20 protein-coding genes are annotated in these 21083 nt (G+C 74.0%); 16 read left to right on the top strand and 4 right to left on the bottom strand.

Going from position 1 to position 21083, the window contains the following annotated elements:
* Positions 1–23: 23 nt before the first annotated feature.
* The 11 genes from ACQPXD_RS40435 to ACQPXD_RS40385 are packed head-to-tail and all read left to right on the top strand — an operon-like array spanning position 24 to position 10957.
* Complete coding sequence (locus ACQPXD_RS40435) at positions 24–977, top strand: ABC transporter ATP-binding protein (protein WP_432827680.1); 954 nt, start codon at positions 24–26, stop codon at positions 975–977.
* On the top strand, positions 974–1735 hold the full coding sequence (locus ACQPXD_RS40430) for an MlaE family ABC transporter permease (protein ID WP_432827678.1): 762 nt from the start codon (positions 974–976) through the stop codon (positions 1733–1735). The genes ACQPXD_RS40435 and ACQPXD_RS40430 overlap by 4 nt, the downstream gene beginning before the upstream one ends.
* A gap of 1 nt (position 1736) precedes the next feature.
* Positions 1737–2540, top strand: a complete 804-nt coding sequence (locus ACQPXD_RS40425; RefSeq protein WP_432827676.1) for an MlaE family ABC transporter permease — start codon at positions 1737–1739, stop codon at positions 2538–2540.
* Positions 2537–3850 carry an MCE family protein gene (locus ACQPXD_RS40420; RefSeq protein ID WP_432827674.1) on the top strand — a complete coding sequence of 438 codons (1314 nt, stop codon included), beginning with the start codon at positions 2537–2539 and terminating at the stop codon, positions 3848–3850. Before ACQPXD_RS40425 ends, ACQPXD_RS40420 begins: the two co-directional genes overlap by 4 nt.
* Positions 3847–4863: an MCE family protein gene (locus ACQPXD_RS40415; protein ID WP_432827672.1), complete on the top strand. Its 1017-nt coding sequence runs from the start codon at positions 3847–3849 to the stop codon at positions 4861–4863. Before ACQPXD_RS40420 ends, ACQPXD_RS40415 begins: the two co-directional genes overlap by 4 nt.
* Positions 4860–5849, top strand: coding sequence for an MCE family protein (locus ACQPXD_RS40410; RefSeq protein ID WP_432827670.1), 990 nt, complete (start codon positions 4860–4862; stop codon positions 5847–5849). Before ACQPXD_RS40415 ends, ACQPXD_RS40410 begins: the two co-directional genes overlap by 4 nt.
* 1 nt (position 5850) lies before the next feature.
* A complete protein-coding gene (locus tag ACQPXD_RS40405) occupies positions 5851–7038 on the top strand; it encodes an MCE family protein (protein ID WP_432827668.1) in 1188 nt (395 codons plus the stop codon).
* Complete coding sequence (locus ACQPXD_RS40400) at positions 7035–8453, top strand: MCE family protein (RefSeq protein WP_432827666.1); 1419 nt, start codon at positions 7035–7037, stop codon at positions 8451–8453. The genes ACQPXD_RS40405 and ACQPXD_RS40400 overlap by 4 nt, the downstream gene beginning before the upstream one ends.
* The gene (locus ACQPXD_RS40395; protein ID WP_432827664.1) at positions 8450–9676 is read left to right on the top strand and encodes an MCE family protein; all 1227 of its coding nucleotides are present in this window, start codon (positions 8450–8452) and stop codon (positions 9674–9676) included. Before ACQPXD_RS40400 ends, ACQPXD_RS40395 begins: the two co-directional genes overlap by 4 nt.
* 19 nt (positions 9677–9695) lie before the next feature.
* Positions 9696–10448, top strand: a complete 753-nt coding sequence (locus ACQPXD_RS40390) for a hypothetical protein (protein ID WP_432827662.1) — start codon at positions 9696–9698, stop codon at positions 10446–10448.
* Between the two features lie 11 nt (positions 10449–10459).
* The gene (locus tag ACQPXD_RS40385) at positions 10460–10957 is read left to right on the top strand and encodes a hypothetical protein (RefSeq protein ID WP_432827660.1); all 498 of its coding nucleotides are present in this window, start codon (positions 10460–10462) and stop codon (positions 10955–10957) included.
* A gap of 197 nt (positions 10958–11154) precedes the next feature.
* Here ACQPXD_RS40385 and ACQPXD_RS40380 read toward each other — a convergent pair whose 3' ends face one another.
* On the bottom strand, positions 11155–12585 hold the full coding sequence (locus ACQPXD_RS40380; RefSeq protein WP_432844132.1) for an MFS transporter: 1431 nt from the start codon (positions 12583–12585) through the stop codon (positions 11155–11157).
* Between the two features lie 108 nt (positions 12586–12693).
* Here ACQPXD_RS40380 and ACQPXD_RS40375 point away from each other — a divergent pair, with 108 nt between their 5' ends.
* The 5 genes from ACQPXD_RS40375 to ACQPXD_RS40355 all read left to right on the top strand — a co-directional run bounded on the left by ACQPXD_RS40375 (position 12694) and on the right by ACQPXD_RS40355 (position 17290).
* A complete protein-coding gene (locus ACQPXD_RS40375; protein WP_432827658.1) occupies positions 12694–13071 on the top strand; it encodes a MarR family winged helix-turn-helix transcriptional regulator in 378 nt (125 codons plus the stop codon).
* A 103-nt stretch (positions 13072–13174) separates the two neighbouring features.
* Positions 13175–14116, top strand: coding sequence for an MBL fold metallo-hydrolase (locus ACQPXD_RS40370; protein WP_432827656.1), 942 nt, complete (start codon positions 13175–13177; stop codon positions 14114–14116).
* A gap of 262 nt (positions 14117–14378) precedes the next feature.
* Positions 14379–15137, top strand: coding sequence for a GNAT family N-acetyltransferase (locus ACQPXD_RS40365; RefSeq protein WP_432827654.1), 759 nt, complete (start codon positions 14379–14381; stop codon positions 15135–15137).
* A gap of 42 nt (positions 15138–15179) precedes the next feature.
* Positions 15180–16418, top strand: a complete 1239-nt coding sequence (locus tag ACQPXD_RS40360; RefSeq protein WP_432827652.1) for a sensor histidine kinase — start codon at positions 15180–15182, stop codon at positions 16416–16418.
* A gap of 212 nt (positions 16419–16630) precedes the next feature.
* The gene (locus ACQPXD_RS40355; RefSeq protein WP_432827650.1) at positions 16631–17290 is read left to right on the top strand and encodes a response regulator; all 660 of its coding nucleotides are present in this window, start codon (positions 16631–16633) and stop codon (positions 17288–17290) included.
* 55 nt (positions 17291–17345) lie between these two features.
* Here ACQPXD_RS40355 and ACQPXD_RS40350 read toward each other — a convergent pair whose 3' ends face one another.
* From ACQPXD_RS40350 to ACQPXD_RS40340, 3 genes are all read right to left on the bottom strand, one after another.
* A complete protein-coding gene (locus ACQPXD_RS40350) occupies positions 17346–18275 on the bottom strand; it encodes a CPBP family intramembrane glutamic endopeptidase (RefSeq protein ID WP_432827648.1) in 930 nt (309 codons plus the stop codon).
* Between the two features lie 114 nt (positions 18276–18389).
* Positions 18390–19673 carry an ATP-binding protein gene (locus tag ACQPXD_RS40345; RefSeq protein ID WP_432827646.1) on the bottom strand — a complete coding sequence of 428 codons (1284 nt, stop codon included), beginning with the start codon at positions 19671–19673 and terminating at the stop codon, positions 18390–18392.
* A 65-nt stretch (positions 19674–19738) separates the two neighbouring features.
* Positions 19739–21079: an FAD-binding oxidoreductase gene (locus ACQPXD_RS40340; protein ID WP_432827644.1), complete on the bottom strand. Its 1341-nt coding sequence runs from the start codon at positions 21077–21079 to the stop codon at positions 19739–19741.
* Positions 21080–21083: the final 4 nt, after the last annotated feature.

Genomic DNA, 21083 nt, shown 5'->3' with positions numbered 1-21083 from the left:
GAGGGTACGAGAGGAGGGGGCGGATGGGCGTCGAGGTGCGCGTCGAGGATCTGGCGAAATCCTTCGGCGCCCAGCCGGTGTGGTCCGGCGTGACCCTCACCCTGCCGGCGGGCGAGATATCGGTGCTGCTCGGGCCCTCCGGTACCGGCAAATCGGTCTTCCTGAAGACCCTGGTCGGGCTGCTGCGGCCGGACCGCGGGGCGATCTGGGTCGGCGACTACGACCTGACCCGGCTCAGCGAGCGCGAGCTCTACGAGGTGCGCAAGCTCTTCGGCGTGCTGTTCCAGGACGGCGCGCTGTTCGGCTCGATGAACATCTACGACAACGTGGCCTTCCCGCTGCGCGAGCACACCCGCAAGTCCGAGCGGGAGATCCGCGCGATCGTCGGGGAGAAGCTGGACATGGTCGGGCTGACCGGCGCCGAGCGCAAGCTGCCCGGCGAGATCTCCGGCGGCATGCGCAAGCGGGCGGGGCTGGCCCGGGCGCTGGTGCTGGACCCGGAGATCGTGCTGTTCGACGAGCCGGACTCGGGGCTCGACCCGGTCCGCACGGCCTACCTCAACCAGCTCATCATCGACCTCAACCAGCAGATCGACGCGACCTTCCTGATCGTCACGCACGACATCAACACGGCCCGCACGGTGCCCGACAACATCGGGCTCATCTACCACGGGCACCTGGCGATGTTCGGGCCGCGGGAGATGCTGCTGTCCAGCACCGAGCCGGTGGTCCGGCAGTTCCTCAACGCCCAGCGGATCGGGCCGATCGGCATGGCCGAGGAGAAGGACGCCGACGAGCTGCGGGCCGAGGCCGACGCGGGCGTCGAGCCGCCGCCGCTGCCGCCGATCCCGCTGCAGCTGCCGCCGTCGGACGGGCGGCCGCGGCGGGCCGAGCGGGCGCCGGGGCTGTGGTGCGCGCGGCACGGCGTGACGCCGCCGCCGGGGTCGTTCGAGGACGCGCTGGGGAGGGTCCGATGACCGCGCCGCTGCGCCAGTCCGGGTACTTCTTCGCGTTCTGCCTCGACGCGCTGCGCGGGCTGGGCCGCCGGCCGTGGCAGGTGCGCGAGTTCCTGCAGCAGGCGTGGTTCGTGAGCTCGGTGTCGATCATGCCGGCGGCGCTGGTGTCGGTGCCGTTCGGCGCGGTGATCGCGCTCCAGCTCGGCTCGCTGGTGCGCCAGCTCGGCGCGCAGTCGTTCACCGGTGCCGCGTCGGTTCTGGCGGTGGTACGCGAGGCAGGCCCCATCGTCACCGCGCTGATCATCGCCGGCGCCGGTGGCTCGGCGATCTGCGCGGATCTCGGCGCGCGGAAGATCCGCGAGGAGCTCGACGCGATGCAGGTGCTCGGCATCGACCCCCTGCACCGGCTGGTGGCGCCCCGGATCGCGGCCACGATGCTGGTCGCGGTCCTGCTCAACGGGCTGGTCAGCGTCGTGGGCGTGTCCGGCGGCTACTTCTTCAACGTGATCCTGCAGGGCGGCACGCCGGGCGCCTATCTGGCCAGCTTCCAGGCCCTCGGGCAGCTGCCGGACCTGGTCGTCGGCGAACTCAAGGCGCTGGTGTTCGGGGCGGTGGCGGCGCTGGTCGCGTCGTACAAGGGCATGACCGCGCGCGGCGGGCCCAAGGGCGTCGGGGACGCGGTGAACCACAGCGTGGTCATCACCTTCATGCTGCTGTTCGCGCTCAACTTCGTCATCACGGCGGTGTACTTCCAGATCGTGCCGCAGAAGGGGAGCTGACATGGCGGTCCTGCAACGCCTCGACGACCTCGGCGGGCAGCTCGCGTTCTACCTGCGGGCGTTCGCGTGGACGCCGCGAACGATCCGGCGGTACAAGCGCGAGGTATTCAGGCTCCTGGCCGAGGTGAGCTTCGGCGCCGGTGCGCTCGCGGTGGCCGGCGGCACGGTCGGCGTCATCTGCTTCATGACGTTCTTCACCGGCACGGAGGTCGGGCTGCAGGGCTACCAGGCCCTGGACCAGATCGGCAGCAGCGCGTTCACCGGGTTCGTCTCCGCCTACTTCAACACCCGCGAGATCTCCCCGCTGGTGGCCGCCCTGGCGCTGTCGGCGACGGTCGGCTGCGGCTTCACCGCGCAGCTGGGCGCCATGCGCATCTCCGAGGAGGTCGACGCGCTCGAGGTGATGGCCGTGCCGTCGCTGCCGTTCCTGGTCACCACGCGGATGATCGCCGGGTTCATCGCGGTGATCCCGCTCTACGTGCTGGGGCTGCTGTCGAGCTACCTCGCCACCCGTACCATGGCGATCTTCTACTTCGGACAGTCGGCCGGCACCTACGACTACTACTTCCACCTGTTCCTGCCGCCGGTCGACGTGCTGTGGTCGTTCGGCAAGGTGCTGGTCTTCAGCGTCATCGTCGTGCTCGTGCACTGCTACTACGGCTACACCGCCGGCGGCGGCCCGGCCGGGGTCGGCGTCGCGGTCGGCCGGGCGGTGCGGCTCGCGATCGTCACGGTGAACGTGGTGGACTTCTTCCTGTCGCTGGCCATCTGGGGCGCGACCACCACCGTCAGGATCGCCGGATGAGGCGGCGGGTGCTGGGGATCGCGTTCGTCGCGCTGCTCGCGGCGGCGCTGAGCCTCGCGGTCCTGCAGTACAACAAGGCCTTCGCCGGCGTCACCTGGGTGACGCTGCGCACCGCGCGCTCCGGCCTGCAGCTCAGCCGCGGCGCCGAGGTCAAGCTCCACGGCGTCGTCGTCGGCGAGGTCCGCGACCTCGGCAGCGACGGCTCCGGCGCCCGGCTGGGCCTGGCCCTCGATCCGGCGCTGGTGCCGCGGATCCCCGCTTCGGTGACCGCCCGGCTGCTGCCCAAGACGCTGTTCGGGGAGCGGTACGTCGCGCTGGTCCCGCCCGCCGGGGCGCCCGGGCGGGCGATCCGCGACGGCGACGTCATCGGCCAGGACCGCAGCGCCGCCGGCATCGAGCTGGAGCGGGTCCTCGACGACGCCCTGCCGCTGCTGCAGGCGATCCAGCCCGACAAGCTCGCCGCGACCCTCGGAGCCCTCGCCACCGCCCTGGACGGCAAGGGCGACGAGCTCGGCCGCGACCTGGTGACCCTGGACGCCTACCTGGCCGAGCTGAACAAGGACATGCCGCTCATGGCCGACGACGTGCGCCGCCTCGCCGCGGTCCTCGACGTCTACAACGGGGCGCTGCCCGACCTGCTGTCGATCCTGCGCGACGCGTCGGTCACCGCGACGACGGTCAGCGACGAGCGGGCGCAGCTGGCCACGTTCTGGTCCGACACCACCGAGGCCGCCGACGTGACCCGGTTCTTCCTCGAGCGCCACGGCGACCAGCTGATCCAGGTCGGCGACGTCAGCCGGCCCCTGCTGGAGCTGCTGGCCGCCTACTCCCCGGAGTACCCCTGCCTGATGCGCGGCCTCGTGGCGCTGCAGCCGCGGGTCGAGCAGGCGTTCTCCGGCGGGCAGATGCACATCACGCTGGAGATCACCCGCGACAACGGCAAGTACCGGGCCGGCGACGAGCCCGTCTACGGCGCGAAGAACGGCCCCGACTGCCGCGGCCTGCCCGACCCGCACGTGCCGGCGCCGCCGACGCCGATCAACGACGGCTACGACTACGGCGCCGCCCGGCCCGGCCCCGCGCCGCTGCCGGTCGGGGTGGTGCCCGGCGTCTCCGCCCCGCCGGCCGCCGGGGCGCCGGCCGGATCGACCGGGCAGCTGCCGTCCGCCGACGCCGGCACCGCCGAGGAGCGCAAGCTGCTGGAGCCGCTGCTGGGCGCGGCGATGGGCGTGCCGCCGGCCGAGGTGCCCGACATCGCGGTCCTGCTCTGGGGTCCGCTGCTGCGCGGAGCGGTGGTGAACGCGCCGTGAACCGCTCCGTGCTCGCCCCGCTGGTCAAGCTCACCGTGTTCGCGGCGGTGACCGTGCTGCTCACCGCGCTGCTGGCGCAGACCCTCGGCGCGTTCTCCGGCGGCGGCACCCGCTACCGGGCCCGCTTCACCGACGTCACCGGGCTGCTCGTCGGCGACGACGTGCGGATCGCCGGGGTGAAGGTGGGGCAGGTCCGCGACATCCGGGTGGTGGACGACACGGTCGCCGAGGTCGGATTCACCGTCGCCGACGACATCCCGCTCACCACCAGCGTCCTGGCGAAGATCCGGTACCGCAACCTCGTCGGCCAGCGGTACGTGGCGCTGTCCGAAGGTCCCGGCGACCGGGTGCCGCTGCGCGCGGACGGGCTCATCCCGCAGTCGCAGACGACGCCGGCGCTCGACCTGACCGTGCTGTTCAACGGCTTCCGGCCGCTGTTCACCGCGCTCGACCCGCAGACGGTCAACCAGCTGGCCTTCGAGATCATCCAGGTGCTGCAGGGCGAGGGCGGCACCGTGGCGAGCCTGCTGCGCAGCACCGCGTCGCTCACCGGGACACTCGCCGACCGGGACGCGGTCATCGGCCGGGTGGTCACCAACCTCAACGCGGTACTGTCCACACTGGACGACCACCGCGGGGACCTGGACACCACGATCGAGCGGCTCCAGCAGTTCGTGTCCGGGCTGGCCGGCGACCGGCAGGCGATCGGCGACGCGCTGGTCAACCTGGGCGCGCTCACCGGCGCCACGGCCGGGCTGCTGCAGGACGCGCGGCCGTCGCTGCAGGCCGACATCGGCGAGCTGGGGACGCTGTCGAGCACGCTGAACGACAACGCGGCCGTGCTCGACCAGACCCTGGAGGAGCTTCCGCAGCGGTACACCAAATTGACCCGCGTCGCGTCCTACGGCTCCTGGTTCAACTTCTACCTGTGCGACTTCGACGGCAACGTGACCGTCGGCAACAGCCATCTGGACCCGGCGAGCTTCAACTCCACCGCCGCGAGGTGCTCATGAAACCCTTCCGGGAGCGCAATCCGGTCGTCATCGGGGCCGTCGGGCTGGCCGTGCTGGTGCTCATCGTGCTCGGGGCGTTCAAGCTCGACGCGGTCGTCGGGCTGACCGCCAGCAGTTACCGGGCGGCGTTCCACGACGCGAGCGGCCTGGTGCCCGGCAACGAGGTGCGGGTCGCGGGCGTGCGGGTCGGCAAGGTCACCGCCGTGGCGCTGGCCCGCGGCGCCGCCGGGCCCTACGTGCGGGTCACCTTCCGCATGGACGACGACGGCGTGCGGCTGGGCACGACCACCGGGGCCACGATCCGGATCAAGACCGTGCTCGGGCAGAAGTACCTCGCCCTCGCGCCGGCCGGGCCCGGGCGGCTCGCCGAGCACGCCGAGATCCCGCTCGAGCGCACCGCCGCGCCGTTCGACGTCGTCCAGGCGGTGACCGGCCTGGCCGACACCCTCGACGCGATCGACACCACCCAGCTCGCCGACGCGTTCACCACCCTCGCCCAGGCCTTCGCCGACACCCCGGCCAGCGTGCAGGCGTCGCTCGACGGGCTCACCCGGCTGTCGCGGACGGTCAGCGACCGCGACGCCGAGCTGCGCTCGCTGCTGGCCCGGGCGCACGAGGTCAGCGGTGTGCTCGCGCAGCGCGACGAGGAGTTCCAGAAGCTGGTCACCGACGGCGACGCGCTGCTGGCCGAGGTCAGCCGGCGCAAGGACGCCATCCACGACCTGCTGGTCGGCACCAACGCCCTCGCCACCCAGCTCGCCGGGGTCGTCGCCGACAACCAGCAGCAGCTGGAGCCGGCGCTGCAGCAGCTGCGCGGGGTGGTCGCGATCCTGCAGCGCAACCGCGACAACCTGGAGCAGACCATCGCGAAGATGGGGCCGTTCGTCGACGCGTTCGCCAACGTCGTGGGCAACGGCCGCTGGTTCGACTCGTACGTCGCCGGCCTGCTCCAGCCCTACGTCCCCACCACGACGGGAGGCCGCTGAGATGCGCGTGCGCCGCATCGTCACGTTCGCCGTCGCGGCCGTCGTCGTCGCGGGGGTCGCGCTGGTCGTCACCGGCAGCGGGCACCCCCAGCGGCGGCTGGTCGCGCACTTCACCAGCGCCGTCGGCATCACCTCCGGCTCGTCGGTGCGCGTCCTCGGCGTGCGGATCGGCGAGGTGATCTCGGTGCGGCCGGAGGGGCGCACCGTGCGGGTCGAGATGCGCTACGACGCCGGCTGGCCGATCCCGGCCGGCGCCCAGGCCCTCATCATCCCGCCGAGCGTGGTCAGCGACCGGTACGTGCAGCTCACCCCGGCGTACAACGGCGGCGACGTGCTGACGGACAACGCCGACCTGCCGGTCGAGCGCACCGCCGTGCCGCTGGAGATCGACGACATCTACCGGGCGCTGGACCAGTTCAACAAGGCGCTCGGCCCGGACGGCGCCAACGCCGACGGCGCGCTCAAGGACCTCGTCGCGGCCGGGCGGGCCAACCTGGAAGGCAACGGCGACGAGCTGCACGCCGCCCTCGACGGGCTGGACAAGGCGCTGACCACCGTCGCCGACGGCCGGCAGGACCTCTTCGGCACGCTGGTCAACCTGCAGCAGTTCACCACCGCGCTGGCGCGCAGCGACGCGGCGGTCCGCTCGTTCAACCAGCGCCTCGCCGACGTCGCCGGGCAGCTGGCCGCCGACCGCGACGACCTGGCCGCCGCGCTGCGCGCCCTGGCCACCGCGCTGTCGCAGGTGACCGCGTTCGTCCGGGACAACCGCGACGCGCTCAAGTCCAATGTGGACGCCCTGGCGGACGTGACCGGCATCCTGGTGCGCCAGCAGCGGGCGATCGCCGAGATCCTCGACGTCACGCCGCTGGCCGTGTCCAACCTCAACCTGGCCTACAACCCCCGCTCCGGCACCCTCGACACCCGCGACAACGCGCTGGGCCCCTACGACGCGGCCGCCTACGTCTGCGCCGTCCTGGCCGACGCGGTGCCGGTCGCGCAGCTGCCCAAGGAGTGCACCGCGCTCACCCAGACGCTGAACGGGAAGCTCCCGCCGGTCACCGCCGCCGCACCGTCCACATCGGCCGGTCCCGCGACCGGCGGGCAGCCGGCCGCGCCGGCCCTGCCCTCCCTGCCCGAAGTCACCCGGGACCTGACGCTGGGCGGCATCCTGCGAGGCACGCCGTGAACCGGGCGGCCCTCGCGGCGGGCCTGGCGGCGGTGTTCCTCGCCGGCGGCTGCAGGCTGCCCGACGTGGCCGGGCTGCCGCTGCCGGGCGGGGCGCCGCCGGGCGACGGCTACCGGATCACCGCCGAGTTCGCCGATGTCCTGGATCTGGTACCGCAGGCCGCGGTCAAGGTCGACGACGTCACCGTCGGCAGCGTCGAGCGGATCTCGCTGTCCGGCTGGACCGCCCGCGTCCGGCTGCGCATCGGCAAGGACGTGCGGCTGCCCGCCAACGCGACCGCGGCCGTGCGGCAGACCAGCCTGCTCGGCGAGAAGTACGTGGCCCTCGACCCGCCCACCACCGAGCCTCCGCAGGGCCGCCTCACCGACGGCTCGGTCGTGCCGCTCGCCCGCACCCGCCGCTCCGCCGAGGTCGAAGAGGTGCTCGCCGCGCTCGGCATGCTGCTCAACGGCGGCGGCCTGGCCCAGCTCAGGACCATCGACGCGGAGCTGGCCACCGCCTTCGAGGGCCGCGAGCCGGCCGCCCGCGACGCGCTGACCCAGCTCGACACCTTCGTCGGCGGCCTGGATGCGCAGAAGGCCGACATCGTGCGGGCCATCGACGCGCTGGACCGGCTCACCGGCACGCTGTCGCGGCAGCGGGACGTCATCGGCACCGCGCTGCAGTCCCTCGCGCCCGGGCTGAGCGTGCTGGAGGACCAGCGCCAGCAGCTCACCACCGCGCTCACCGCGCTCGGCGACCTCGGCCGGGTCGGCACGCGGGTGGTCGACGACAGCCGCGCCGACACCCTCGCCTCGCTGCGCGCCCTGCAGCCGATCCTCGACCAGCTCGTGAAGGCCGGCGACGCGCTGCCCAAGTCGCTGAACTTCATGCTGACGTTCCCGTTCCCGCCTAACGTCACCGGCGCGATCGTCGGCGACTACGTCAACCTCGGCGCGACCGCCGACCTCAGCGCCACCACGATCCTGTCGAACCTGCTCGTCAACACCGCCCCGCCGCCGCCCGCCGCGCAGAAGCCGGCCGGCAACGGCTCCACCGGCACCGGCTCGAAGGGCACCGGCGGCGGCACCGGCAAGGCACCGGCGAAGCCGCCCGCGAGCACGCCCGACCCCACCCAGGTGCTGCCGCTGGGCTGCCTGCCGCTCGGCGGGGTACTGCCGCCCGGATGGAAACCGCCGAAGGAGTGCGACCTGCCGAAGGACTGCGCCCTCCTGCCGCCCGGCAGCGTCACGCCGCCCGGGAGCCTGCTGCCGCCCGGCGGGATCGTGCCGCCCGGCACCGTGTTCCCGCCCGGCACGGTCCTGCCGCCCGGCACCGCGCTGTCCCCGGCCTGCCTGCTCCCGCCCGTCACCGGCGCGGTCAACGGCGTGCAGGGCACCGTCGACGACGTCCTCGGGGGAGGGCTGCTGCCGTGATCCGACGCACCGCCAAGCTGCAGGTGCTGGCCTTCCTCGCGATCGGGCTGGTCGGCATCGCCTACGTCGGGCTGAACTACGTCGGCCTCGGCGACCTCCTGCTGGGCCGCGGTACCACCGTCTACGCCGACTTCGCCGAGGCGGGCGGCCTGTTCGCCAACGCGCCGGTCACCTACCGCGGCGTGCCGGTCGGCCGGGTCCGATCGGTCACCCTGCACGACGGCGGTGCCCGCGCCCGGCTGCGCCTGGACGAGGGCGTGCGCGTGCCGGCCGGCACCCGCGCGGTCGTCGCGGAGCGCTCCGCCGTCGGCGAGCAGTTCCTCGACCTGCGCCCGGACACCGACGCCGGGCCGTACCTGCGCGACGGCTCGGTCATACCCCGCGAGCGCACCGGCACCCCGCTGGCCCCGGAGACGCTGCTGTCCAACCTCGACGCGCTCGTGCGGTCCGTCGACCCGCAATCGCTGTCGATCGTCATCGACGAGCTCGGCACCGCGTTCGAGGGCAACGAGCAGGCGCTGCGGCACCTGCTCGACGCGACGTCGCTCATCCTGCGGGACGCGTCGGCGAACCTGCCGCAGACGCACGCCCTGCTCGCCGACGGCCGGACGGTGCTGCAAACCCAGCAGGAGTCCGCGGCCGCGATCCGGGCCTGGGCGGACGGCCTGGCCAAGCTCGCCGCCACGCTGCGCTCGGCCGACCCCGACCTGCGCCGGATCATCGCCGACGCGCCGCCCGCCGCGCAGCAGCTGGTCGGGCTGCTCGACGACCTCGATCCGCAGATCGGCACCCTGCTGGGCAACCTGGTCGCGGTGAACGGGGTCGCGGTGCGGCGGCTGCCCGGCATCGAGCAGATCCTGGTGGTGTACCCGCTGGTCGTCGCCGGCGGCTTCACGGTCACGCCGGGCGACGGGACGGCGCACCTCGGGCTGGTGCTCAACGCCGGCGATCCGCTGGCCTGCAAGTACGGCGGCTCCACCCGGTGCAGCGGGGCCGACCAGGCGGCCGGCTCGAGCGTGCGGGGCACCAACAACGCGCCGCGGCCGGGCGGCAGCGATCCCCCGCCGCCGGGCCAGTCCGCCCAGCCGGGGTACGACCCGGGCTCCGGCCTGGCCCTGGCCTCCGACGGCAACCCGCTGCTGTTCGGCTCGACCGGCGGCCAGTACGCCCTCGCCGGCGAGCAGTCCTGGAAACAACTGCTGCTCTCGGGCCTCGCCCCGTAGCTCGTTCAAGGAGGCACTCGTGTCCGATTCGGAGCACCGCACGCTGCGGCTCGTCCCGGGTGGCGCGGACCGGCCCTCGCTGCCGCCCCGCAGCGTCCGCCGGCGGGCCGCCACCCGCCGCGCGGCGCGCCGCCGCGACCCGATCACCGCGGTCCTGTCCCGGCTGGACGAGGAGCCCGTCCACGACTCCGCGCCGGACGTGGAGCCCGTCGAGGAAAAGCCGCGCACCGCGCGCCCGCGGGCGGTCCGGCGCCGGGTTCCGCAGACCCGGCGCCGGCCGCGGTTCTCCCGGCCCGGCCTGGGCCCGGCGCTGCTCGCGGTGCTGCTGTGCGCGGCGCTGGCCGGGGCGGGCGTGTTCGGCAGCCGGTGGTACGGCGACCGGATGCTGGAGCAGGCCCACCAGCAGGCCCTCGCCGCGGCGAAGCAGACCACGGTCGACTTCGTGTCGGTCAGCGCCGGCAGCGTCGACCGGGACCTGCAGCGCATCGTGGCCGGCGCGACCGGCGACTTCCGCGACGAGTTCACCCGCGGGCAGGCGCAGGTGCGGGCCGCGGTCGTGGAGAACAACGTCGACTCGCGCGGCACGGTGCTGCGCGCGGCGCTGGTCTCCGGCGACCGCGAGCGGGCGGTGGTGCTCGTCGCCGTCGACGCGACCGTGCGCAACGCGAAGGCGCCGGAGGGCCGGGCGTCGCACTACCGCATCCAGGTCGATCTGGCCCACGACCGCGACTCGGGCCGGTGGCTCGTGGCCAAGCTGCAGTTCGTCGGGTGAGGGGGAGTTCGATGCTGAAGGTACTTCGTCCGGCCCGGCCCGGCCGCGGCACGGTCGCGCTGCTGATCGCCGTGGTGCTCGGCGCCGGGCTCGCCGCCGCCGGCTGGTACGAGCACGACCGCGCCCACCGCCGCGACGTGGCGGTGCGCCAGTCGCTCGCCGCCGCCGACGCCGCCGCGCAGGCGATCTTCTCCTACGACTACCGCAGCTTCGACGCGAGCGTCGCCAACGGCCGGGCGTTCGCCACCGGGGACTTCGCCGCCGAGTACGCCCAGACAACCGCGGCCCTCAAGTCCAACGCGGTGTCGGAGCAGGCGATCGTGCGCGCCTCGGTGTCCGCCTCGGGCGTGGTCAGCGCCGCGCCCGACCGGGTGGAGCTGCTGCTCTACGTCGACCAGTACCGCCGCAACACGAACATCACCGGCGAAAAGGTCGACCAGAACCGGGTGGTCCTCACCATGGTCCCCGTCGGCGGCGCGTGGAAGGTCTCGCACGCCGTCGCGGTCTGACGCCGGCCGCGCGGGCCGGACGGGAGGCTCAGGACTGTCGCGGGTCCGAGGCTCCGGCCGCGCGGCCGGCTCCCCACCGCCGCCGTGTAACGGGCCGGCCCGGGCCCACGCTGTTTGCAGTGGGGGTTCGCCAGCGAGCGGCCGGCCTTCGCTCAGGAAGGCCGGCCGCTCGTGGTTTCGGCCCTGGCCGGACCCGGTCAGCCGCGGTGTGCGCCGACGGCGCGGCGGGCCAGCAGCGGGACCAGGCTGAGCAGGAGCCCGGCCACGGCGACGCCGGTCACCAGGTTGATTCCCGGGTGGTACTGCCCGAAGTCGTCGCCGCCGGCCGGTGCGCCGGCCGCGACCAGCGCGGTGACGACGGCCAGGACCAGCGCGGCGCCGACCTGGCCCGAGGTCTGCACCAGCCCGGAGGCCAGCCCCTGCTCGGCGTCCGCGATGCCGTCGGTGGCCTGGGCCATGATCGAGCTGAACCCGAACGCGAACCCGCCGCCCAGCAGCAGCATCGTCGGCAGCGTGGTGACCAGGTACTGCGGGGCGGTGCCGGCGGTGAGCAGGAACCAGCCGTACCCGAGGCTCATCGACAGCATCGAGCCGACGATGAGCGGGGCGGTGCCGTGCCGGGTGATGAGCCGCCCGACGAACGGCGAGCCGAAGGCGACGAGCAGGCCCGCGGGCAGCAGCGCCAGCGCCATCCGCAGGGGTGACCAGTGCAGCACGTCCTGGAGGTACAACGTCATCATGAACTGGAAGCTGAGGTAGGAACCGAACAGGGCCACCATGCTCAGGTTGGCCCGCACGATGGCGCCGATCCGCAGGATGTCCAGCCGGATCAGCGGGTGCGGCACTCGCCGCTCGATCGCCACGAACGCGGCGAGCAGCGCCACCGCGGCCGCGGCCAGCCCGAGCGTCACCGGGTCGAGCCAGCCGCGGGCCGGTGCGGAGACGACGGTGTACACCGCGAGCAGCATCCCGCCGACCAGCGTCGCCGCCCCGGCCAGGTCGTGCCCGCCCTCGGCCGCGGCCCGGTCGCGCGGGATGAGCGCGATGCCGGCCAGGAGCGCGCCGGCCGCCAGCGGCGCCGGGATCAGGAAGGTCCAGCGCCAGCCGACGCTGGTGAGCAGGCCGCCGAGGATGAGCCCGGAGGAGTAGCCGCTCGCGCCGAACACGGACAAGACCGACAGCGCCCGGTTGCGGGCCGGCCCCTCGTGGAACGTGGTGGTGAGGATGGACAGCGCGGTCGGCGCGGTGAACGCGGCCGCGAGCCCCTTCACGAACCGGGTCGCGATCAGCAGGGTACCGTCGTCGACCAGCCCGCCGACCAGCGACGCGACGGCGAACACGCCGAGCGCGACGAGGAAGATGCGGCGGCGGCCGAGCAGGTCGGCGGTCCGCCCGCCGAGCAGGAGCAGGCCGCCGTAGCCCAGGACGTATCCGTTGACGATCCACTGCAGCGCGGTGGTCGACAGCCCCAGTTCACTGCCGATCGAGGGCAACGCGACGCCGACCATCGAGACGTCGAGTCCGTCGAGGAACAGCACGGCGCACAGAACGGCCAGCACTCCCCAGAGCCGGGGAGTCCAGACCTGCTCCGCGCCCGCCCCGTGTGCCGTTGCTTCGGCTTGTGTCATAGTCACGAGCGCCGACACTAGATGCGTATGCATCCAATGTCCATGCACTAGATCCTCTTGCATTTAATGCAGCTGCAATTTCACCCGCGGTGGAGTAGGATGCCGCGCATGGGTTCGGAAGGTGCCTTGGTCGAGCGCTGGCGCTCGCTGCTGACCAGCTATAACGAGGTCGCAGGCCACCTGGAGCGAGCCCTGCAGGAGCGCCACGGCCTCACGCTGAGCGAGTTCGAGATCCTGGACCGGCTCATCGCCCAGGACTGTGAGAAGCGCCGCATGCAGGAGCTGGCCGGCGACATGTATCTGAGCCAGAGCGCCCTGTCCCGCGCCGTGGCCCGGCTGGAGAAGCACGGCTTGGTCGCCCGCGCCTTGTGCGAGGCCGACCGCCGCGGCGTGTTCGTCAACCTCACGGCCGAGGGCCTGGCCCGGCACACCGCCGCCCGGCACACCCATCTGGCGATCCTCGCCGAGCACCTGCAGCCCGCCTGACCACCCTTCCGCATCGCCCGGGTCGCGCTGGTGGACTCGCCGGCGTCTGCCCCGGCCCGGAAACTCACGGGCGTCCATGCGCCGCGCCGTGCCAGACTGTCGCGTGCCCGTGACGCATGCGGCCCCGCTGGTGCAGGGGCATCCCTTCCGGCAGTGGCGGACCTGGACCCTGCCCGGCACCGATCTGACCCTGACCGGCTACTCACGCGCCAACGACAAGACGTTCTTCTGCGTGCCGGAACTGCGCCTGGGCCTGGACGCCGGCCTGGTCGAGGGCCGGCAGCCGGAGACCGTGCTGCTCACCCACACCCACCTGGACCACGTGAAGGACCTCGACTTCCTCGCCGTCCGCCCCGGCGGCGTGGACCTCTACGTCCCGGCCGACGCGCTGGAGCACGTCCGGTCGTACCTGCGCGCCGCGACGGAGGTGAACCAGGTCGCCGCCTACGACGAGACGCTGGCCGCCGGCGCCCGCGTGCACGGGGTACGCCCCGGCGACGAGTTCACGTTCGGCCGCCGCGGCAGCCATGCCGCCCAGGTGGTCGAGTGCCGCCACAAGGTCCCGTGCGTGGGTTACGTGGTGAGCGAACGCCGCCGGGAGCTGCTCCCCGACCTGGCCGCGCAGCGCGACGCGCTCCCGAAGGCGGAGTTCGGCCGCCTGATGGCCGCCCGCCGCGCGGCCGGCGAGCCGGTCGACCGCGAGGCGAACCGCCCGCTGTTCGCCTACCTCGGCGACACCCACGCGAGCGCGCTGGCCGAGGCCGGCTGGCTCCCCGGCACCCCGGTCGTGATCACCGAGTGCACCTTCCTGGACGACGCCGAGTTGGATCGCGCCGCCCGCATCGGCCACACCGTCTGGAGCCAGCTACGCCCAGTGATCGAGGCCAACCCGGCGACGCTGTTCGTCCTGATCCACTTCAGCCTCCGCCACCCGGACACCGAGATCGTGGACTTCTTCACCCGCGAACTCGCACAGGGCGGCCCGCCGAACATCGTGCTCTGGGCCGGCCCCGACGGCCTGCTCCCCCAGCAACACGGCATCTGACCCTCAGCGGCGCTTTCCTTCCGCGATCATGCAGAAGAACGTTTCGAATGGCGGGATCGCCATGATCGTGGAGTGAAAGCGCTCGCATAGCGGCGCTTTGGCTCCGGGATCATGAGGATCCCGGCCAGTGGGCGGCTTGAGTGCATGATCGCGGAAGGAAAACCGCGCCGGCGCTGGGCCGGCTCGGGGCGGCTCCGGAGGCTGAGGGCGGTCCGGGGCAAAAGGGGTTGCACCGGGGGCGCCGCGGGCATTGGGTGAGGCGGTGGACGTCAAGCTGATGATCGAGCGGTACGACCGGGAGGTCCGCCGGCGGCCCCAGGAAGGCCCCGGCGCGGTGGTCGAGCGGGAGCCCGGCATCGTGCGGGTCGTCAACGCCGCGGACGGCTGGAGCGGCGTCACCTGGTGCGGCCTCGACGGCCTGGACGCCGGCGCGGTCATCGCCGCGCAGGTGCGCCGCTTCGCCGAGGCCGGCGTGCCGTGGGAGTGGAAGCACTACTCGCACGATCGGCCGGCCGACCTGCCCGCCCGGCTGCTGGCCGCGGGCTTCGAGCCGGGCCCGCCGGAGGCGCTGCTCGTCGCCGAGACCGGGGCGGTGCCGCAGGGGGTCGAGCTTCCGGATGCGGTACACCTGGTGCCGGTGACGACCGCGGCGGAGGCCGGACTGCTGGTCCGGGTGCACGACGAGGTCTTCGGCGGCGACCACGCGGGCATCGGCCGTCAGCTGCTGGCCAGCCCCGGCACCGTCAGCGGCGTGGTCGCGCTGGCCGGCGAGCGCCCGATCTGCGCGGCCCGGGTCGAGTTCCACGCCGGCACCGGGTTCGCGAGCCTGTGGGGCGGCGGCACCGTGCCCGACTGGCGCGGCCGCGGCGTCTTCCGGGCCGTGGTCGCCTACCGGGCCGCCCTCGCCGCCGCGGCCGGCTACCGGTACCTGCAGGTCGACGCCTCCGCCGACAGCAGCCCGATCCTGCAGCGGCTCGGCTTCACCCAGCTGGCCGTCACGATCCCGTTCGTGCACGCCTGACGCTTCGACCAGGCGCCGACGCCCGGGCGGTAGGTTCTGCGTATGGCAGCGACGCGGTGGGAGATCCGGGCCCGCACCCGGGCCGCTCTCGACGCGTTCGAGCGCCTCGTTCGCGGGCTCGGCACCGCGCTGCTCGCCCTGATCGTGACGGTGACCGCGGCCGTCACCGCGCTGGCCTGCCTCGTCGGCGTGGGGCTGATCCTGGTGCCGTTCGTGGTGCGGCTGCTGCGCGTCGTCGCCGACCAGGAGCGCGAGCGGCTCTCCCGGACCGGGCCCGAGCTGCTCGGCCACCAGCCGGCGCCGGTGCGGCTGCGGGCGATCACCGCCGACCGCGCGGTGCGCCGGGAGCTGCGCTGGGCCGCCCTGCACGGGACGCTGGGGCTGCTGGCGGGGCTGCTCGCGCTGGCGCTGCCGTTGAACGTGCTGCGCGACGGCTCGTTCGCGCTGTGGTGGCGGCTGGTGCCGCCGGAGGGGGCGACCCCGTCGTTCGGCTATCCGGTCGTGCACGACCAGGCGGGTGCGTCCCTCGTGAGCCTGCTCGGCGTGGTGTGGCTGGCGCTCGTCGTTTTCGGGCTGCCGGCGCTGGCGCGGCTGCAGGAGGCGCCCGGGCGGCGGCTGCTCGCCCCCGATCCGGGCGCCGACCTGGTGCTGCGGGTGGCCGAGCTGACCGCGACCCGGGCCGCGGCGCTCGACGCCCACGCCGCCGAGCTGCGGCGCATCGAGCGGGCGCTGCACGACGGCACGCAGAACCGGATCGTCGCGGTCAGCGTGCTGCTCGGCGCGGCCCGGCGGGCGGTGGCGCGCGACCCGGCCGGCGCCGAGGACCTGCTGGAGCGGGCGCAGGGCGCGGCCGAGGAGGCACTGGCCGACCTGCGGGCGGTCGTGCGCACGATCCTGCCGCCGGTGCTCACCGACCGCAGCCTGACCGACGCGGTCCGGTCGCTGGCCGCCACCTGCCCGGTCCCGGTCGAGGTCGACGCCGACGTGCCGGGCCGCTGCGCCGCCTCGGTCGAGGCCACCGCCTACTTCGTCGTGGCCGAGGCGCTGACCAACGTGGCCAAGCACAGCGGCGCGGAGCGGGCCACCGTCCGGCTCCGCCGCGACCGCGACCGGCTGCTGCTGAGCGTCACCGACGACGGCCACGGCGGCGCCGGCGAGGGCACCGGCTCGGGGCTGCTCGGCATCCGCCGCCGCGCCGAGGCCCACGACGGTTCCGTCGACCTGAGCAGCCCGCCGGGCGGCCCGACGCGACTCGAGGTGAGCCTGCCGTGCGGATCGTGATCGCGCAGCCACGCGACGGCGTCGTCCCGCGGAGCGGCCTGACGAGACTCGAGGAGAGCGTGCCGTGCGGATCGTGATCGCTGCGGCGTGCGACGGCGTCGTCCGGGTGGGCCGGACGAGATTCGAGGAGAGCGTGCCGTGCGGATCGTGATCGCGGCGGCGCGTGACGGCGTCGTCCGGGTGGGCCGGACGAGATTCGAGGAGAGCGTGCCGTGCGGATCGTGATCGCCGAGGACGACGCGCTGCTGCGGGAGGGGCTGGCGCTGCTGCTGCGGGCCGAGTCGCTCGACGTGGTGGCCACCGCCGACAACCCGGTCACGTTCCTGGCCGCGGTGGACGAGCACGCGCCGGATGTGGCGATCGTGGACGTACGCATGCCGCCGACACACACCGACGAGGGCATCGCGGCCGCCGTCGAGGCCCGCCGGCGCCGGCCCGGCCTCGCGGTGCTGGTCCTGTCGGCGTACGTCGAGCAGGCCTTCGCCACCGACCTGCTGGCCGGTGGCGGGGCCCGGCTGGGCTACCTGCTCAAGGAGCGCGTCGGCCGGGTCGAGGAGTTCCTCACCGCGCTGCACCGGGTGGCCGGCGGCGGCACCGCGATCGACCCCGACGTGGTCGCGCAGTTGCTCAGCCGCGGCCGGCCGGACGCCCGGCTGCAGCGGCTGAGCGGCCGCGAGCGCGAGGTCCTCGCGCTCATGGCCGAGGGGCTGGGCAACGCGGCGATCGCGGAGCGCCTGTTCGTCACCGACGGCGCCGTGCACAAGCACATCCGCAGCATCTTCGCCAAGCTGGACCTCGCGCCGACGGATCGCACCGACCGCCGCGTCGCCGCCGTCCTGCACTACCTGGAGGCCGGCATCGACCGCGGCTGAAAGCCGCGGCTAGGGCCGTGTTGAGGCCGGCGCCGGCCGCGGGTGAAAGCGGCGGCTAAGGCTGTGTCGAGGCCGGCGCCGGCCGCGGCTGGGACGAGGCCGGCGAGGCCGAAGCGGAGGGCCGGGCGGCGGTGCGCAGCCCCAGCCGCCCACGCGTGGCGGCGATGAGCAGCAGCGCCACGACGGTCGAGCCGATGAGCTGGGCGTGCATCGAGTCCCGCTGCAGGTCCAGGGTGGGGAAGACCTGGCTCCACACCAGCGAGTAGGTGGTGTTGATTCCGGCGTGCAGGAGCATCACGATCGGCAGGCTCTCCCCGGTCCGGTTGAACACCCACGTCATCACCAGGCTCAGCGGCACGCACCCGGCCACGAACTCCACCGGCGTCACCCACGACACGTGCGGCCAGCCGCCCCACTCGGTGAAGAACAGCGGCAGGTGCCAGCACCCCCACAGCACGCCGAGTACCACCGTCCCGGCCACCGCGCCGAAGCGTCCCTGCAGCCGCGGCAGCGCGAAGTCCCGCCAGCCCGGCTCCTCCGCCATCGCGGTGGTGACGATCTGCACGAGCAGCAGCGGCAGGTACCCCACGAGCACCGCCACGCCGGGCGCGCGCACGTGCCCCCACGAGCCGGGCAGCGCGAGCGTGGCCAGCAGGATCACGGCCGGCACGGCGGTCAGCACCAGCAGGTACCACCGCCACCCGACCCGCAGCCGCACCAGCCGCCGCGACCAGTGCCGCAGCCCGGCCCGTCCCTCGGCGGCGGCGGTGACCACGAACGCGGCGGTCAGCGGGCCCAGATACGCGCCGGGCAGCACCCCGGCGAACTGGGTGGTGCCCAGCACCTCCGGGAAGCGCAGCGGGATCCACCCGAGGCCGCTTTCCGAGAGGATGTACGGCGTCCAGGCCACCCAGCTCAGCCCGAACGCGAGCGCGAAGAAGACGACGACGGGAAAGCGGTGCACAAGGCCGCGAACGGCGCCCACGAGAGCCTCCACAAGGGACGGTCGATTGGTGTGTCCTCAGCACACCAGCCGCCCCGCGGCGGGTCATTCCCTCGGGCTGCCCGGCCGTGGTACAGCAGGCACCACCATTGCCGTTCAGGTACGCAGGCGGGCGATGGCCGCGAGCAGCTCGTCCTGGGTGATCGGGCCGGGCGGGCGGCCGGAGCGGGCCTCGTGCATGGCCTTGTCCAGCTGGGCGCGGCGCAGCGCCTCCTTGAGGTCCGCGCCGGTCAGGCCGTTGGAGGCCGACGCCAGGGCGTCGATGTCGACGTCGTCGGCGAACATCCGGAAGCCCGGCGTCTCGTGCCGGGCGATCAGGCCGCGGATCAGCTTGGCCGCGATGTCGGCCCGGGCCCGCCGCGACGGCAGCGGGACGGCCAGCTTCAGGTCGAAGCGGCCGGACCGCACCAGCGACGCGTCGACCCGGTCCGGGAAGTTCGTGGTGGCCACGACGATGACGTTGGGGTTGGCCTCGATGAGCGTGTTCATCTCCTGCTTGAAGATGCCGGCCACCGCGTTGATCATCTGCCCGGCGGCGTCGAAGGCCGTGCCGGTGTAGCTGATGATCGAGTCGAACTCGTCGAAGAGGAGCACCGTCGGGCTGCGCAGGCCGCGGGCCTCGGTGAAGATCCGCTGGATGTTCTTCTCGGAGTTGCCCACCCACTTGTCGAGGATCTCCGGCGTGCGGATCTCGCGCAGCTCGCCGCCGATCTCCGCGGCCAGCGCCCGGGCGAGCATGGTCTTGCCGGTGCCCGGTGGCCCGTAGAGCAGGATGCCCTGCGGCCGGGTCGCGCCCCAGCGGGCCATCACGTCCGGGTGGCGGAACGACACCGCGACGTCGCGGAACTGGGCCACCACGTCCTCGAGGCCGCCGACGTCGTCGAGGCGCACCCCGTCCGGCTCCCCGGCGGCCGCGGCCGGGCTGACGGTGACCGGGCCGTCGGACCCGGTCAGCTCCATGACGCCGAGCACCAGCGCGGCCAGCGACGAGGACTGCAGGACGAGGTCGGGACCGTCCTCGCGCACGGTGACGGCCGGGTCGGTGACGTCGGCGGGCCGCGCCGGGCGGGTCGCGCGGGCCACCCCGACGGCGACGATCGCGCCGAGCACGGCGCCGGGCAGCCCGAGCAGCCGGAACAGCGCCCCGCCGGCCGCGCCCCCGGCGAACAGCCGGGCGAACGAGGGCAGGCTGATCGCGCTGCGCACCCACCGGGCCCGGTAGCCGGCGGCGTCGACGCTGAGCTCGATGCCGCGGTGCGGCAGGTCGTGCCCGATGGACCGGGTCTCGCCGGGCGCGAGCAGGTGCCCGTCGACGATCCGCACGACCCGCCCGCCGACGTCGACGACCTCTATCGCGGGCCGCAGCCCCATCTCGGCCATGTGTTCGAGTCTGCCACGGTCGCGGCGGCGCTGCCGCTGGCCGCGGTGGCCAGGGCCGCGGCGGCTCAGGCCGGCGGCAGCTTCCCCGGATTGAGCAGGCCGTCGGGGTCGAAGCGCTTGGCCGCGGCGCGGACCCGCTCCAGGCGGTCGTGGTGCAGGACCCAGGTGTGCGGGTCGTCGACGTCGACCTCGGCCGCCTCCAGCGCGTCCATGCCCGCGTAGAGCGACGGCACGTCCACGAACCGGGTGAACAGCATGCCGACCCAGCCGGGCCGCTCGCCCAGCCGGAAGCCCTCCAGGTGGACCAGCGAGTCGGGGACGGTGGCGGCGACCTCGGGCCGGCGGTGGATCAGGCCGCGGCCCATGCACTGCAGGTGGGTCAGCTCCGGGCGCAGCTTGCGCACCCGGTGCGTCACGTGGTTGTAGGACAGCGACGCGAGCAGCGCCGGGCCGTTGGCGCGGACCTCGGTGACGGTGCCGCCGTGGGCGCGGACCGCCTCGGTCGCGGCGGGCACGTCGTCGACGGCGACGATGGCGCGCAGCGACACCTTGTCCCGGGGCATGGCCGGGTCCGCCGGGCGATAGGTGGCCACGATCCCGGCCTCGTCCAGCGACACCAGCCGGGGCGTGGTGGGCAGCTCGAACAGCGCCTCGCCGGCGCTTGCCGCGGGTACCAAGGCATCGAAAGCGGCGAACAGCGCGGTCCACCGCACCGCCGGGCGCAGCGCCACGGTGGCCCCGGCGATGACCCCGGAGACGCCGAAGGCGTGCGCCATCGCCGTGTTCTCCGGATACGGTACGGCGTGCAGCCGCGCCCGCGACGTGCACGCGGCCACCCGCAGCTCGTGCAGGTAGCCGGTCCAGATCGCGCCGTTGGCCAGCGACCCGGTGCCGCCGGAGCCGCCGGCGATGAACCCGCCGATGGTGCTGCCCACGGTGGAGGGCAGGATGGCCAGCTCCTGGCCGTGGGCGCGGGCCGCCTTCTCCAGCGCGACGAAGGAGGCGCCGGCGTCGGCGCTGATCGCGCCGTCGGTGACGGCGTGGATGGTGGTGGCCCGGCTGGTGTCCAGCACCAGCCCGCCGTAGAGCGGGATGCCCTGGCCGTAGTTGCCGGTGCCCTGCCCGCGCGGGGTCAGCGGCACCTTGTGCCGGTGGGCGAGCGCGGTGGCCAGCGCGATGCCGTCGGCGTCGGGCGGGAACACCACGACGTCGGCGACGCCGCCGGGCAGCATCGGGGCGAGGACCGGGCTCATGTGCGCCCAGTCCGTCGACGCGGAGAGCCGCCCGGCGTCGTCGCGGCGCACGGCCCGGGCCCCGAACGCGCTCACCAGATCGTCGGTGAGCGCGTCCAGGGTGGCCGGCGGTACCACCGGCACGTCGCCGGGGAGTGTTACCGGTGACCGCATTGCC

This window comes from Dactylosporangium sp. CA-092794 (assembly GCF_050948465.1).
GTDB lineage: Bacteria > Actinomycetota > Actinomycetes > Mycobacteriales > Micromonosporaceae > Dactylosporangium.
Note: the sequence above shows the minus strand (reverse complement) of the source record. Positions and strands in the feature narration are given on the sequence as shown.